The 15568-nt window shown below is 38.7% G+C and carries 11 protein-coding genes; all 11 read right to left on the minus strand.

Features of this window, described 5'->3' with window-relative positions; genetic code table 11:
* Positions 1–367: 367 nt before the first annotated feature.
* The 11 genes from OVA16_RS02650 to OVA16_RS02700 all read right to left on the minus strand — a co-directional run bounded on the left by OVA16_RS02650 (position 368) and on the right by OVA16_RS02700 (position 15567).
* Entirely contained in the window at positions 368–3568 is a 3201-nt protein-coding gene (locus OVA16_RS02650) for a TIM-barrel domain-containing protein (RefSeq protein ID WP_267763374.1), read from the minus strand.
* Positions 3569–3708: 140 nt separating this feature from the next.
* The gene (locus tag OVA16_RS02655; RefSeq protein WP_267763375.1) at positions 3709–4224 is read right to left on the minus strand and encodes a hypothetical protein; all 516 of its coding nucleotides are present in this window, start codon (positions 4222–4224) and stop codon (positions 3709–3711) included.
* A gap of 61 nt (positions 4225–4285) precedes the next feature.
* Complete coding sequence (locus OVA16_RS02660) at positions 4286–6037, minus strand: heparinase II/III domain-containing protein (protein ID WP_267763377.1); 1752 nt, start codon at positions 6035–6037, stop codon at positions 4286–4288.
* A 153-nt stretch (positions 6038–6190) separates the two neighbouring features.
* Positions 6191–7666 carry an alpha-L-fucosidase gene (locus OVA16_RS02665; RefSeq protein WP_267763378.1) on the minus strand — a complete coding sequence of 492 codons (1476 nt, stop codon included), beginning with the start codon at positions 7664–7666 and terminating at the stop codon, positions 6191–6193.
* A 132-nt stretch (positions 7667–7798) separates the two neighbouring features.
* Positions 7799–8305: a T9SS type A sorting domain-containing protein gene (locus OVA16_RS02670; protein WP_267763379.1), complete on the minus strand. Its 507-nt coding sequence runs from the start codon at positions 8303–8305 to the stop codon at positions 7799–7801.
* A complete protein-coding gene (locus tag OVA16_RS02675) occupies positions 8299–9630 on the minus strand; it encodes a kelch repeat-containing protein (RefSeq protein ID WP_267763380.1) in 1332 nt (443 codons plus the stop codon). The genes OVA16_RS02670 and OVA16_RS02675 overlap by 7 nt, the downstream gene beginning before the upstream one ends.
* A 125-nt stretch (positions 9631–9755) precedes the next feature.
* Positions 9756–9983, minus strand: coding sequence for a T9SS type A sorting domain-containing protein (locus OVA16_RS02680; RefSeq protein WP_267763381.1), 228 nt, complete (start codon positions 9981–9983; stop codon positions 9756–9758).
* A 267-nt stretch (positions 9984–10250) separates the two neighbouring features.
* The gene (locus OVA16_RS02685; protein WP_267763382.1) at positions 10251–11573 is read right to left on the minus strand and encodes an FG-GAP-like repeat-containing protein; all 1323 of its coding nucleotides are present in this window, start codon (positions 11571–11573) and stop codon (positions 10251–10253) included.
* A gap of 287 nt (positions 11574–11860) precedes the next feature.
* The gene (locus OVA16_RS02690; RefSeq protein WP_267763383.1) at positions 11861–13378 is read right to left on the minus strand and encodes a beta-propeller fold lactonase family protein; all 1518 of its coding nucleotides are present in this window, start codon (positions 13376–13378) and stop codon (positions 11861–11863) included.
* Between the two features lie 12 nt (positions 13379–13390).
* Positions 13391–13795: a hypothetical protein gene (locus OVA16_RS02695; protein ID WP_267763384.1), complete on the minus strand. Its 405-nt coding sequence runs from the start codon at positions 13793–13795 to the stop codon at positions 13391–13393.
* 20 nt (positions 13796–13815) lie between these two features.
* Positions 13816–15567 carry an alkaline phosphatase family protein gene (locus OVA16_RS02700; RefSeq protein ID WP_267763385.1) on the minus strand — a complete coding sequence of 584 codons (1752 nt, stop codon included), beginning with the start codon at positions 15565–15567 and terminating at the stop codon, positions 13816–13818.
* Position 15568: the final 1 nt, after the last annotated feature.

Below are 15568 nucleotides of genomic sequence, written 5' to 3' on the forward strand. Positions count from 1 at the left end.
AAAGCGCTTGATGTTAGCAAAGTTAAGGTAATGGTTAAAAACACGACTATACCAAATTAACTTTAACTTATTGCATTTCTTCTCTTTGATTTCCCAGGCGTGTCGTGTCTGCCTTTGGCATGTGTAAAGTAGCACTCAGCGCCTTTTCTGATACGTAAGCTCTTTAAACTTTGGTTTCCAGTATCATTACAGATTACAGTAGAGACTATGGATGTTTTTGACCCCGATGTTAATTTAACGTGAACGATGTGTCTAATTTAGTAGTAATTCCATATTTTTTTGAGGAAATAGGGATTGCAATTCCAGTTTACGGCATAAATAAAATTGTCCTGCCTTAAACAAAGAACAGGACAATATGCTCTTAAAATTAAAAACGAATGGTATTTAAGTTTTTATCTACCAAGAAACCTTCTGATGTTTTTAGGTTAAATTTCACATTACGTTTCGCTTTTAGCTTAATTAAAAATAACGTTTTGGAACCATTTAGCGTTTCTTGATTACCGACATTCAAAAAGGTTGGATAAAGTACCTTGCTCCTGTCTGAGTGTAGCCTGTCATAAGTAAAGTTTTCTGCTTTCTCCACGTTTAGCGGTTGTACACTTACAAAATCGTAATCTTCCGTATGATAAGGCAAGGCAAAACTTAAGGCATTAACCGAAGAAAAGCCCTCGCTTTTAACTTCTATTTCAATGGTTTCACCTTTGGCATAGCTTTGTTTAGCTGTTGCTAAAATTAATTTACCGAGCAACTTTTCATCTTTTTTAGCCTTGGCCAGGCCTTCTATTTGCGTTGCTGCAACTGAGATATCATAAGCGTCTATTAGGCCATTCTTATTAATATCGCCATTACTGATATAACCCTCAAAATCCCCATCACCTCTGCGCAAACCTGTATAGTTCATGTATGAAGTAAGGTCATTTCTATCCAGTTTTTTATCGTTGTTGATATCTCCCTGCAAATAACTATCGGTACCTGGCACTTTAAAAACGTACATTTCCCTACCTGAACCGAAATTTCCCGTTGCTTTTGCAACTTCTAATTTTAGGTAACGGGCAGCTGGTTTTTCTTTAAAAACAAATTCTTTAGTTTTATCATCGTTAGTCCATGTAAAATCTGCTGATTTAGTCCAGTGCTGCTTATCGTTACTATAATAAAACGTGCCTTCTTGGACAATTCCATTTCCTCTACCGTTACGCGGTAAATATTGAATTTTCTCTAGTTGATTTACTGTTTTTAAATCTATAACCATATTAAATGGTACCGCAGCAGTTCCCCATTTGGTGTGCCATAGGTTACCTTCGTCAAAATCAAAAAGTTTGCGAATTTCATTGCCACCTTGGTTTGGCACGGAGGTTTCTGCTACTATGCCTTTAATGGCAAACTCCAGAGGGTCGTTTTTGGTCTTTGCTGAAAAATCTACCCATTTCGATTGCCCATCCTTGTTGAGCGCTCTGATCTGGAATTTATAGTTAGTTTCAGGGATCAACCCATCAAACAACAAGTTATTTTCTTTAATGGTAGAGAACAGGACATCATTAAAAATGATTTCATAATAATCTGCATTTGCTACTTTGTCCCAGCTAGGTTTTAAGGTGTATGGGCCAGTATTCTCATCAGTTACTTTTACGGTAATTGGCGGCGCTAGCACTCCTTTACTTTTTAAATGATGGTTTATTGGTTCAAACTCGTAGCCATTTATAGTAAGTAATACTGTTTCGTTAGCAGTAACATCGACAGCTGCCAGTTTAACCAATAACTGTGGATTTTTGGTCATAGTAACGCGTTCAAATTCGCTACTATTAGTTGCAAATTTATTGATATTAGGCGCAGAATCGTAAAAATAGACATTATCTGTTTTTGCAAAATCGCCGTATGACAGCACCTCTTTTAAGGTTATTTTTTGCTTGCCAACTTTAGCAGTAATCTGCTTAGGCTTAGCAGTTACGTTAACTTTAAATTCGGTGGCTTGCAGTTTTTCAAATCCGTCGAAACTTCCCTGGGTTGGTTTAATGGTAATTATGGCAGTTTGTTTATCAACAGTGCTCTGTATTAGAGTTGATGCACTTTTTTTGTCCTTGTAAGCTTCTGTCAAACCATCATCATCGTACAATGTGAAACTGGTTGTTCCTGCTGGGTATAGCTCGAAAATGCGCAGTTTTTTGTTTACCTGTAGTGGATTATTGTTTGGGTTGTTTAATGGAATAACGGCTCCTGCCTTAACAAATACAGGCAATTTCCAAATCGGCGCATCAATATTGTTGATTACCCGGTTACCTTCATATTTTTCGCCAGTAAAATAATCAATCCAAGTTCCGTTAGGCAGATAAATACCGTTGCGGATGTCGTTTCCGTTTTCGTCGCTATTGGTGGCTTGATAAATGGGCGCAACTAAGAAATTTGGCCCGTACAAAAACTGATATTGCGTAGCTGTGCCGTAAGTGTATGCGTTAGGATTTTCCAAAAACATTGCCCTGATCATCGGTAAACCATTTACGGCTTCTTTTGCAATGCTATAAGCATAAGGCATTAACTCTGATTTTAGCTTCAAATAATTACGGTTGATAGACGTTGCTGGTTCGCCTAATGCTTGTGGATATTTCTCATTGCTTCCCCAACCGTCCATGTTTAATTGCATAGGGGTAAAAGTTTTCCACTGGAAATCACGAGTGTTTACCACCGGGTTTTTACCCCCAAAAATTCCATCCATATCTGAAGAAATATTAGGCTGTCCCGATAAGCCCGAGCCTAAATAAGTTGGGATGTGAAAACGAATATACTCCCATTGCCCGCCTGTTTGATCCCCAGACCAAATACCTGCATAGCGTTGTGTACCAGCCCAACCATCTAAAGAAATGATAAATGGACGGGCATTACTACCGTATTTAGGCATAATTTGGCCTACATCGGCTACGCCATTTAAACCAAACGAGTAGCCTGCTCCTACCCAAGCCACATCGGTTTTTAATACCCTTACACCTGCGTCTTTTACTTCTTTTACAATATCACGTTGCAATAATGCCGATACACCTTCTTTTGGGTGCAAATCAGATTGTGTCCATAAACCTATTTCAACACCATTTTTTCGAGCATATTCGCCGAAACTTTTTAGATTGGCAATATTGCTGTCTAACGTTGATGTTTGCCCATAACCTGCGCCATAGCCATCATTTGGCAATATCCACCCCAAAGGCATATCATTATTTTTGTATCGATCTATTACCGCTCTTGCCGAAAACTGATAGTTGTTTCTTTCGCCATTTAGCGACTCTTTAGTTCCACCGTTATCTTTTTGGCTTTCCTTGTAACGTTTACCATCTTCAAACAGAATGCCCTTTTCGTCGGCTAGCCAATAATCTCTGTTATATGCGTTTAAATGACCTTGATAAAATCCAAATTTTGGGAGGAGAACAGGGTTGCCTGTTAGCTGATAGAAACTGTTTAATAGCGGCACAGCGCCATCAGCAATCATAAAAAACACATCTAGATAATCGGTTTCGTGATATAATTTTACCAAACCTTTTTCTTTAGAACCGAAATCATACTTTCCTTTCTTAAAGGTATACCACATTACGCCATAACCATTGGTAGACCAATAAAATGGTGTTGGAGAAGCTACTCCGCCATCGGTCCAACTGTTTTGGTTTTCAATAGCAATAGTTTTTCCTTTATGCGAAAAACGACCGTTCTGTACACCTCCACCATAAAAGCTTACTCACTTATACTTTCTTTCAAGCTAATACTTACCTTCTCTGTTTCAAATAAAATAGGATTTGCAAATTCGAAGGCTATTGTATTTTTAGCTTTATTAAGTGCCTTAAACAACTGTGTTTGCTTATCAATACTAACCACAGTATTTGCGGTTGTTATGGTGATCAGGCTTTCTCCATTGTCCACATCCAACTTGCTCAGCGGTTTTCTTGGATTGTCCACCAAAATCTGAGCGTCTGGTTTAGCTTGAGGCGCTCTCATTGCACCTCCAGTATTATCCTGAAACAACCTAAAAATGTTTTCTCCATAGAAGTCTATCAGCATTTTTTTACCATTGGCATATAGCACCTCTATAGTGGTGGCATTAATTTTTTTGGCAGATTTAATGGCTTTTTCTTCATTAGTTTCAACATCTGCAACTTTGGCTACACACGGCTGAGACCCGCCAAAAAACATTATCATCGTTAGCAGAGAAACACACCATTTTTTGTACTTGGCTCTAGGGTATATATTCATTTTATTTACCAGCATATTTGTTAATATATATTTTATATAGTTAGGTAAAGGCACCTTTATATTACCTGATAATGATTTGATAATTATCTTTCAGGAGTTTATTTCTAGCGATAAGTTTGATTTGAAAAATTTGACTTCCCCAAGCGTTTATCAACCTATCATCATCCATTATTTTTGGATTGATTACCACATCGAATTTGGTAGCGTCAAAATGCAAACTTGCCTTATCGGCAAAGTTTAATTTACCTTTGGTTAAAGAGGGCTTAATGGCAGAAATAAAATTAAGCTCATTGTTTTTTATCACTTTATTCAATCCAAATTTATCGGTAATGGTAATTTGCTTTTTTGATCTGTTCAATAAAATCTCACGGTTCCAATAGGCTATTGCTGCTTCTACGGGGTAAGATTTTGAAATATCCATTGATATTTGCTCAACATTATTGTTATGAGTTTCCTTTAGGTTTGAAGCGGCGTATTTTCTACCTTCTTTCTGCTCAAACCCATTGATGGTAGGACAGTTATGCCAGTTAGATTGTACATTCCAAATTTCATAGCGTTGTTTACTAAATGTTTTAGATGTATAAGTTCCAACGCCAACATCTATCAACAACGGATTTCCATCTGCATAGACAATGAAATTTCCAATATCGTTATGGTTGTGGCTTTCGTTGTTGTGCCCGCCCTTGATAGCGAAAAACAAGCCTTTGTTAGCTCCCTCTTGCTCACGCCCCGTGTAAACTTGCAAATTTGGTAGCGACGTATACTTGGGGTATGGTGCTCTTGCTGTTGTAGCAGCCAAATCTTGATGCACTTTCAACAAATCTACAAAATCAATTACGTCGTTACCCCATTCTTTATTTCGCTGACCAAAAACGAAAGCAGCATATTCTTTTAGTTTCTCGTCGTTAAACATTTGCCCATACTGAAATATGCTGACTGGGTTTTGCGTATAAACAGCGTGAGCATCGGCAAAATTGGTATAGAACTTATCGCTGATGTGCATTTTATAGGTATAGGTTCCCATATTATGCAACAATTTGTTCTCTGCGAAATCAATTTTATTTGCCGAAATAGCTTTTAGCTGACCTAGCAAATTAATTAAACGACCGCCTGCCATATCCCAATAAGACGGTCCTTCATCGCAGCCGCCATCAGCTGGATAATGATTTAAAAAAGCATCGGAACTGAGGATAATTTTCTGTGCCAATTGCTTTAACGTATCGGCAGATACTTGCGAATAGATCAAAGCATTGAAGCAATTGGCATTATTAAAAGCATTCCAGTTATTAACTACTCCGCCATTTAGCCCCATCCAAAAAAACCTGTTGTTCTCTAAATAGGGTTTAATTATTCGCCTATCTAGCTCTGCTGCTATTCTTTGGTTGATAACTTTAGAATATTTCTCTAACTTATCTTTCAAAAGAAAGTGGATTAATGCCACACGGTAACCCGTTCGGGAAGCATGTAAATCGATATAAGAAGTAGATACCGCTGGCAAATCTGCCCCTTGCTTTTGTACTACAATATGAGCCGGAGCCACCCATGTACTCTCTTCTAGCAGCAGCCATAATCCGTTTACCAATTGCGGAATATAGGTATCATCGTTAGTAATCATTGCACCTATGGCCAAGAGCGAAATCATCTCTTGGCGCTTGTTATGCAAATTTTCGAAATCTACACGACGGCCCGTGTGTTTATAATCTAAATATAAAGATGCGGTAATACTGGGCCATTCATACTCGTTTGCCTTATTGGCCAAATTAATATAATAGGCTTTTTGCGTGGCAGATAGACTGTTGATTTTATGCCACAAATTGGCTAATTCGGTAATACGCCATTGGCTTACATCATTATCAAATGCTTGGTGGCTGTATATCTCACTAAATTTCTTTGTGATGTAGTTTTTTTCTTGGGCGTAGCCATTTAAAGCTATCTCCAGAAAAAAATAATCTGTAAGCCTATTAGCTTAGGTCTTCGCATCGCCATAATTTTTATTGTTTCCGTTACTTTCTCCTAAATCAAACACCACAACAAATGGCTTATCTATCGTTAAGTTTGCTGGCAGGGTAACATCAAAATAAGTATTGCTATCCCTATCTATGCCAATGTTGGTTTTTTTAATCTCTAATGATTGGTTGCCCACTAGAAGAGCCGCTTTTTGTAAAGATTTTTTGTAAGATTGAGGAATAGCCAAACGTAATTGATTATTCACAGGTCGGTTGAATACCGTTAAATACAGCTTATCTCCTTTTAGGGTATAATAACCATATTCTGGTTTAGGCAACCCTGCATATTTGGCTCCGTAAATTGCTTCAGAGTTTTGTTGCATCCATTGACCAATACCCGTTGCAATGGCGCCTTCTTCTGTACGGATGGCACCTTTGCCATCTGGGCCAAAATTGATGACCAAATTGCCATTTAACGATACCGAGTGCAACAACATTTGTATCAAATCGTAATCTGTTTTAATGTATGATGATTTCCAATCTGCATTATAGCCCCATTGGTTGGGTGGTATGGTCATTACGCAATCCCAATCGCGGCCTTTAGTTACTTCGATACTAGCTGGTAATTTACGTTCCCAACCTTGCTCGTAGTCGCCAATTAAATTACCATTTGAGTCTTGGCCTCTCTTTCCATAATCATCTGGCCTAAAGCGACTACCAATGATAATACCAGGGCTAAGTTTACGTAATTCTTTGTCTAAGGCATCAACATAGGCCGCTTCTTTGGTCCAAGCCTGATCCCATGTACCATCAAACCAAAGTCCCCTAAGGGTTGGATAATTTTTAACCAACTCTATTAACTGATTGCGGGTAAATTTCTTGAAGGTTTCGTAGCTAGCAATTTCATCAGCGGTTTTTGGAGCTGCACTTCTGTAGCCCTTGTGGTTCCAATCGATAATCGAAAAATACAAATACACATCTATACCTTCGGCATTGTAGGCATCAACCACTTCTTTAACAATATCTTTTTTGTAAGGGCTGTTTTTGATGGTGTAATTAGTGTATTTACTTGGCCAAAGACAAAAACCATCATGATGTTTAGTGGTAAATATCACATATTTTGCCCCCATTTGCTTAGCCTGCCTTGCCCATGCTTTTGCATCGAAATTAACTGGATTAAATTGCTTGTATAGATTATCGTAAATACTGGTCCAGTTTTCTGGTGCCGATGATTTGCTCCATGAGCGTATCCATTCTGCTGCGCCACCATAGGTTTTACCTTGCCATTGGCCACCAGGTATGGCATAAACTCCCCAATGGATAAACTGCCCTAAGCCATAACTACGCCAACGCTCCATTTCGGCATCGGTACGGTTGCCTGTTCTATGTGCGCCATATTTTAGAGGTATGGTATCGGTTTTTGTAAGGGAAGATTGGGCATTAACAGCTAAACTTGCTAGGCCAATTAACAAAGTGGTTAAGATTGTTTTTTTCATTTGTGTGTGGATAGGTTAATTTTAGCAATTTCTACGTATCAAAATTGCGTTGGTATTAAATTCTTAAACATGATGAGAATAGATGCAAAAAAAAGAGGAGACATTTCGCCTATTCTCTCTACGGTATAATCCTTATAATTTTATTACTCTGGCAGCAGTGTTTCCGTTTACACCAAGCAATTTAATGATATAGGTGCCCGCAGCTACCGATGAAAGGTTAACCTTTAACATAGTGTCGGTATTATTGATGTTACCTGTTGCTACCGTGTTACCTTGTACCCCAACCACCGTGTAATTTGTGTAAGCGCCAACAGCCAATGTTACAGTAGCGATATCCTTAGTAGGGTTAGGGTAAACAGTAAGATAATTAGTAGCCAAACCTACCTTAACCACCTGAACAGCTAACTGGTTAATTGTTCCATCGTTATCTTGTTGCTCTAATTTATAATAATAAGTACCTGAAGCTACGTTATTATCTGTTGTGCTGTAAGCAGTAGTGGTTGTAACAATTGTATAATCTTTACCGTTAGTGCTGCGACTAACAATATATTGTTTATGGTTGGTTTCTGAAGCTATCTTCCAATTTAACTGCACACCAGTAGTAGTTGCTTTTGCAGCAAAGCTGATGAAGTTTACCATAGTAGCACCGTTTCATCTAAATCTGTTGTCCATAAATCGCTATACCTTTGTGTCCAAGCCGTAGTTCTATCTCCCCCAAATAGGTATAGCTTATTTCCGTTGCTAGCGGCCAAAATGCCAACACGTCCAGCTGGAATACTCGTATTCGAAGCCGCCGGAGCTACTGTTGCCGCGGTATAATCTTCTACAGCATACGTTCCGGCAGGTGCAGCTTCTCCTTTCAATTTTGTCCAGCTGTTGGCAACAGGATCGTACTTCCATAAATCGTTAACCACCTTACTAGTAGTACCGTCTGCCCTAGAAACACCCCCAAAGATATAAAGGTTGCCACCTGCAGCCCAACCTTGCACATCTTTGCGAATAGGAGGTGCTGCATTAGACGGAGTTATTAAATTCCAAAATCCTGTAGCAGTATCATAAACCCACAAATCATTTTGCATGTTTGTTTCGGTATTTGCATTGGTAGTACCACCAAATAAATATATTTTAGTACCTATAGCAACAAAAGCACTTCCTTGCCTAGCGCTGGGCGTATTTGTAGGGTCATTTAAACCTACATTAACTGCTGTGGTGGCACCATTTTCGCCCGTTAGCCAAAGCCATTTAGAAGTAAGCGTATCCCATTTCCACAAATCGCCTGTAACACCTGTACCTTCGCCGCCAAATAAATAAATATCTGTACCCACTGCGGCCAAACAAGCATTAGAGCGAGAACGAGGTGCAAAACTACCATCATCAACACTCCCTTTTGAGCCAATAACTGTAGCTCCAGCATTCGTTAAAACCCCTCTTAAAAGCGTCCAGGTATTACTTGTGATATTATATTTCCAAAAATCGTTTAACTTGCCACTACCTAAACTCGTACCGTCGGTACCATATCCCTGCCCTCCGAAAGTATAAATATCATCGCCTATGACTACAGAGTTTATGCCAGAGCGGCCACCTGGACGAATATTCGTATTTGGAGTTTTACTTACTCCATAAGGTACTGTTGTGTTAGCGTAAGTATTACTAGCGGCATTAAGCAAAGTCCATACTTGGCTATTAATGTCATAACTCCAGAGATCTGCAAACCTATTTGATGTACTGTTATGGCCACCAAAAATATAAAGTTTATTATCCTTAAACTGTGCCGTACCACCTATACGTGCACCAGGGTAGGCATTGTTATCACCTACACCCACAGCTGTAGGATAAATACCGGTTCCATTAGTCGTTTTTGGACCGGCTATCCATCGCCAAAAAGGATATTGAGCGTATGCTGTATTAGCTAATTGCGTAAGTATTAGCAATAATGGCAAACTAGCTTTGTAGATTTTTTTCATGTCTTTTACTATTAAAAAGAGGTTACTGGGGTTTACTTTATATTCCTATTCTAAAAACATAATTGCAAACATTTTTAAGAATATATAAAGCAAAAAAGGGATACCAAATATGGCTTCCCTTGTCATTACAATTTAATTACTCTGGCTGCGCTGCTTCCGCTTGTGCCAAATAACTTAACGATATAAGTACCTTTTGGTGCTGAAGAAAGTTCTATATTAACCGTAGTTGCGCCATTACCAATTTTACCTGTTGCTACCGTGTTACCTTGTACACCAACCACGGTGTAATTTGTGTAAGCAACAGCAGCTAATGTTACAGTAGCGACACCCTTGGTGGGATTAGGGTAAACCACCAAAGCTTACTAGCCGATAGATCAAAACGAACCGATTTTACACCTAAATCTGTGGTAGTTCCATTAAAATCTACTTGTTGTAGTTTGTAGTAATTTACACCTTTTGCCGGTGTAAGATCTACAAATTGATATTTGTTGGTTACGTTTGATGTACTTGAACCAGTTATTGTTGCTATTGGTGTAAATTTGCTGCCATCTGTACTGCGACTAATGATAAAATGACTATTGTCTTTTTCGGTAGCAGTAGACCAATTTAGTTTCGCACCATTACTTACTGCTTTTACGGTAAACTCTAGGCCTGTTATCGGAGTTTACTGTTTCATCATTGACATAAAGTGTAGATGAAACTTTTAATGAAGCTGCACCAAAATATTCTAGAGCAAAAGTAGCCAAATCATCCGCTTTACCATCGGCATCTACATCTCCAATAGCATAAGCCCTTAACACACTACTACCACCACCGTTTATAATATTACCAAAAAACGAAGTGTTGGGAGCTGTGTTTCCGTTATATGAACTAATTGCAGCATTAGTAGTAACCTCTAAGTTGTTATATATTGTATAGCCTGAAGTACGTTTAATACCTACATACGGTCTGTTACTATTGCTATTTCTTTGACCTATCGATACAAAATCCTTCATTTTGCCAGTTCCACTCAAATCACCTACAGCAATCATTCCGTACTGAAAACCAACTGCATTGAAAGCTCCATCCGTTGTGGCGTAGTCGAACTCTACTGTATAAGCATTATCGTCAGTTAAGGGAACTGCAGCATTTCTTTTATATAGTGTAAATCTTCTTGCACTAGTCGTATTTCCTTGACCTCCTGCCATAACAATATCGGAAGCGACACCATCACCATCGGTATCTATAAATGCTACAGCCCCGTAGGCAATTTGACGAATATTTGCTGCCGCTACCTTTGGAATAACCTCTGTAAATGCCATACTAGCATCGGGTGTGTACAATGCCGTTCTGTAGTTTGCAGCAGTATTGGATGTAAGGTTATAAACTCCATTAATTGCAATATCATCTCTACCATCGCCATTGGTATCAGAAATTGCAATGCTGTAAAAATTTTGTACTGTATACGGCATATTCAACGTCATCAATGTATAGTTATCGGCACCATCATTTCTATAAACCCTTGCATATCCCAAAGCACGGGTCGAAGTATTCAAACCCGTATCATAAAGCAAGATATCATCGTCGCCGTCCGCATCAAAGTCTCCAAAACCGCAATATCCAATAACGCCTTCAAAAGGAGTTGTTCCTCCAACTGGATTCACTATCTCCGCATACCCGCCTAAACCATCTGGTTTAAATAACTTGCTGTATTTATTTGTTCCGTCAGATCCGGTTACCAAAATCTTGCTATCTTTTTTGCTCCAAGCCGCAAAATTTCCAGTGTATTGTCTAACCGCATTACTTGCTGCCCAATTGGTATTAACCCAAGCGGGTATATTCGTAATTACATCTGTTTCATTATAATAAGGTGCTGTACCTGTATTTTTGTATATTTTAACATAAGGTCCAGAAACGTAGGCTCCAGTACTAATATTTGAAGTTGTATACCCCACTACGAGCATATCTTTACTCTTAATGGTAGCATTTGGATCTACGTTGCCAAAAATTACTTGGTTTATTGCTACGTTATTAAAAAGGCCACCTGTTGCGGAATAATTTAAATCTGTTAATTGCGCATTAACACTCCCAAATGTAAAAATGCCAAAGCACAGCGTTACAACTTTGGATATGGTTCTTAAATTTTTTTTAAGTAGTTTTTTTTCATAATTTTTAAATTTAGGTTTAACATATCTTTAAGATGATCACATCATCACACGCCGATTTTACCAAGCCGGCGTGTGATGTAATTTTATAGATCACTTGACCTAATTACTTTTATTTTCTTGTTACCTACATCTGCCACATACCAATTGCCTGTATATTTATCATACCAAATACCAATTGGGCCATTAAATCTTGCCGAATTGGCTGCCCCCAAGGCATCTCCGCTGGCTGTTGCCCCGGCCACCAAACTAAAGGTTGATGTACCCGTTTCGTTAAGAGAATTTACCATAGATAGGTAATGACCTTGACCAGTACCAGGGTTATCGAAATTAGAAACCACAATTTTACCTTGCGAGCTTACATAAATACCACGAGGCGATTTAAAATTGGTGGTAGCCCCACTTCTAATGGCCGTTATACTGTTATTTGCCAAGTTAATTTTACTGATTGAATTTCCGTTCCAAGCGGCTACATAGAGGTTTTGGCTATCCTCGTCTATGGCTACTCCCCATGGGTTAGCTCCGGTAGTGGCAATAAAACTTACCTGATTATTGGTTAAATCAATTCTTCTTACACGTGCACTACCCCATTCTGCTGCATACAGATATCTATTTGCCTTATCTATGGCCAAACCCGCCGGTCTGTTAAATGTAGCCGCTGTGCCTACGCCATCTGCAGTGCCAGAGGTGCCAGAACCTGCAATAGTAGTTACCGTTGCCGCCCCATTTGGCGCAATATCTATACGGCGTATGGCATGAAAAGCGGTACTTCCAGAGCCATTATTGTTAGCTACATAAATTGCTCCGTTGTTAGCTACTTTAATTCCGTAAGGAAAAGCGAAAGTTGCCGTAGCCCCAGCGCCATCAGTTTTTCCTGCGGTACCAGTACCTGCCAAAACAGAGGTATTTCCATTGGCATCAACCTTTATAACTCTGTGCGTATTACCTTCCGTAATGTAGATATTACCTTTTCTATCGGTAGTTACATCTTGCGGGTCTGCGAGGGTAATACCGTTATTTAATGCAAGGGTAGTTACCTGCAAATTGGTCATCACGGGTTCGGTATAGGCAGCAGGTTTTAAATATAGCGGCGCACTTAATGACTGGGTAGCAAACTTGGGTACGTTGATGTTAATTACAGTATCCTTAAAAAATTTAAGCCCCGATATTTCTACTTTTACCTCTGATGGGAAAGCGACCAAGACACTTGCTTTACCTGCTGCCGAAACTGTTTTTGTTTCCAATAGGGAAAAAGCACTCTCTCCTTGCTTTTTTATACTGAATTTAACATTGGCACCTTGTATATACTGCTTGTCGAGAAAATCGAAAACATTTACATCTAAACCAACTAACGTAGATATTTTTAGAGTGATAGCTGAACCGACATCATCTTTATGAAGCACAAAAGCCGAATCTGTTTTGTAAACATCTTCTTTTGCCACTTTTGCCTTCACTGTAGATGGCCATGGCAAAGACATCAAGATTCTACCCGACGCATCTGTTTTTTCTGTACCAACTGAGGTAAAATCATTCTTGCCAGAACCCCTGTAACTTACAGCTACATCGAAATTTGCGATAGGTTGCAATGCAGCACTATCTATCACATTAATTTCTACCTACGACATTCCAAATTTTGGATTTGTATGTAGCAATATGCTATTTGGTGCAGCTGTACCCATTACCAAGTTAACCGTATCGGCAGTGTAAAACGTGGTATCTACAAACACCCTATACTGGTTTGGATAACGAGCATCATAATTAAACTCGCCGCTGGCATTGGTTCTAATGGTATCTACAATCTGGTATTGTCCCTGCGCACTAATTCTTCGCCCAACAAAAACTTTTACCCCAGGCTCTGGCAAATTCTTTTTAGCATTAATCACTTTAATATTTAATGATGTACTTGGTAAATTTTCATCGGTATTAAGTGCATCATTTTCTAATTTGCTACAAGATAAAATAGTGGCAGTGGTTATTACTGGAACGATGTATTTGAATATTTTGATTTTTGATGCTTTCATGTTGCAATCTTTAACGCTTTCTATTTTATAAACTCAGATTCGAACTTACTTAAGAATATCTTTCCATCAACGTTCCACTTGTCGTCAATAGGAACACCGTACCAATAATAAATTTGTGCGGCGATATCACTATTTCTAAGCAATACTTGATCTGCTGGGATAGGTATCTCATTACCACAAGTTGGCATTACGTGTGGCTCCCAACTATAGCTTCCAGCAAGCTTCAAATCTTTATCAACCGCTAGTGGACTATAATTTTTAAAAGCAGACAATCCATCATTACCTGGCCAATAACCTATCAAATTACTATAATATTGATCTGATGATGTGATACTGTTTAGACAAGCGTTTTCCAAAATCTTTGCATCTGGTAAAGCTGTATTCCAAAATCTGATATCAGCAATGGTTTGATTGGTCACGTTTCCATAACCAGATTTAAAACCAGCCCATAGATCTTCGTTATTAATGATATTTTCACCCGTAATTTCTAAAGCATTTGAAGCTTTAACACCATCCTGATAAATAATCATGTAACGTTTACCTGCTTCTTCATAAATTTTAGCTGCTAAGTGATACCATTTATCAGTTACCATTAACGGCGGGCGGCCAACAGTTAAATCTTTAGACGTTAGCGTTTTGTTAGCGCCTCCACTTGGTCCTCTACGAACTACGAAACGCCATGAGCCATCTGAACCATTATGAATAAACCACCAGCCAGAACTACTGTTAGCTGGGCTATTTGCTTTAAAGAAAATGGTAGAGTTTAAAGTACCAAAGGCATTTATTCTTAGCTTAAATTCAATAGTATATTCTCCCGTAAGACCTAAATTATACGTAGCAGCATCTGCCGCCGCCAATCTAGCAGTAATAGCATTTGCCGAGAATTTTAATCCATCCATAAAAGGCTGGCTCTTAAATTCATGGCTTTTAAAGTCATCCGAATAATATAAGTTAAATACGTTTCTCTCCCTATCTCTATTAGCTACTTCTCCATAACTGTTACCAGTTCCTCCATGACTAGAAGTTACAATAACTAACCAATCTTCCTGTTTATACGTTTTGCGGGCTTTCATGGCATCCAAAAGTGCACCAATATATTCATCTACCGTTTTTATCGCATTTGAATATTCTGTAATACTTGGAGAAAATCCATAAGTAACACCTGCTTTGCTTACCTCATTAAAGTTTACCACTAGCAGATCTTCATTTCCCGTGTTGAGCTTTTTAAGTACTGTATCTTTTACCGCTTGATCATTATTTGCAACTATAGGCTGATCTGCATAGATCAAAAGTTTGTCACTAAGTTGCTTCCAAGGCGTAACCGTAGCAGATCTTCTCATTTTCCCCGAAGCTTGTAAGCGTTCAATAAAAGTTGGCCAAGCTGTCTGTGCATCATGTTCATTTCCAGTCCCTCCTACTTTTGGGTCAAACGTATTATCAGAGACACCATGCTTGCCAACAGCAACCCCAGTCATGATATTCTTCCATGCAGTACCGTCAGACACTACATAATCGCTATAACCACTCCATGAATATTTGCTGTTGTTTAGCATTGCTGTAATTTTAGGTGGTGCAATAGCTTGTAAGTCACTTCCGGTAACACCATCAATTACAATAAGCATCACCTTTTTTCTTTTAACATTTACTATGGTCTGCTCTTCAAACACATCTGGTGGATCGAAATACTTTTTACATCCCAAAAAAGCAAAGCAAAGCATTAAGAGTAAAAACCCTTTGATTAAAATTTGTTGAGTATTTTTAAACGTCTTCATC

The sequence above is a fragment of the Pedobacter sp. SL55 genome (assembly GCF_026625705.1).
Taxonomy (GTDB): Bacteria; Bacteroidota; Bacteroidia; order Sphingobacteriales; family Sphingobacteriaceae; genus Pedobacter.

Excerpts from the sequence above, each read along its gene's own strand:
- OVA16_RS02650 (WP_267763374.1), bottom strand. The coding sequence starts at position 3,568 with ATGTGGTATACCTTTAAGAAAGGAAAGTATGATTTCGGTTCTAAAGAA.
- OVA16_RS02655 (WP_267763375.1), bottom strand. The coding sequence starts at position 4,224 with ATGAATATATACCCTAGAGCCAAGTACAAAAAATGGTGTGTTTCTCTG.
- OVA16_RS02665 (WP_267763378.1), bottom strand. The coding sequence starts at position 7,666 with ATGAAAAAAACAATCTTAACCACTTTGTTAATTGGCCTAGCAAGTTTA.
- OVA16_RS02670 (WP_267763379.1), bottom strand. The coding sequence starts at position 8,305 with ATGGTAAACTTCATCAGCTTTGCTGCAAAAGCAACTACTACTGGTGTG.
- OVA16_RS02675 (WP_267763380.1), bottom strand. The coding sequence starts at position 9,630 with ATGAAAAAAATCTACAAAGCTAGTTTGCCATTATTGCTAATACTTACG.
- OVA16_RS02685 (WP_267763382.1), bottom strand. The coding sequence starts at position 11,573 with ATGCTCGTAGTGGGGTATACAACTTCAAATATTAGTACTGGAGCCTAC.
- OVA16_RS02695 (WP_267763384.1), bottom strand. The coding sequence starts at position 13,795 with ATGAAAGCATCAAAAATCAAAATATTCAAATACATCGTTCCAGTAATA.
- OVA16_RS02700 (WP_267763385.1), bottom strand. The coding sequence starts at position 15,567 with ATGAAGACGTTTAAAAATACTCAACAAATTTTAATCAAAGGGTTTTTA.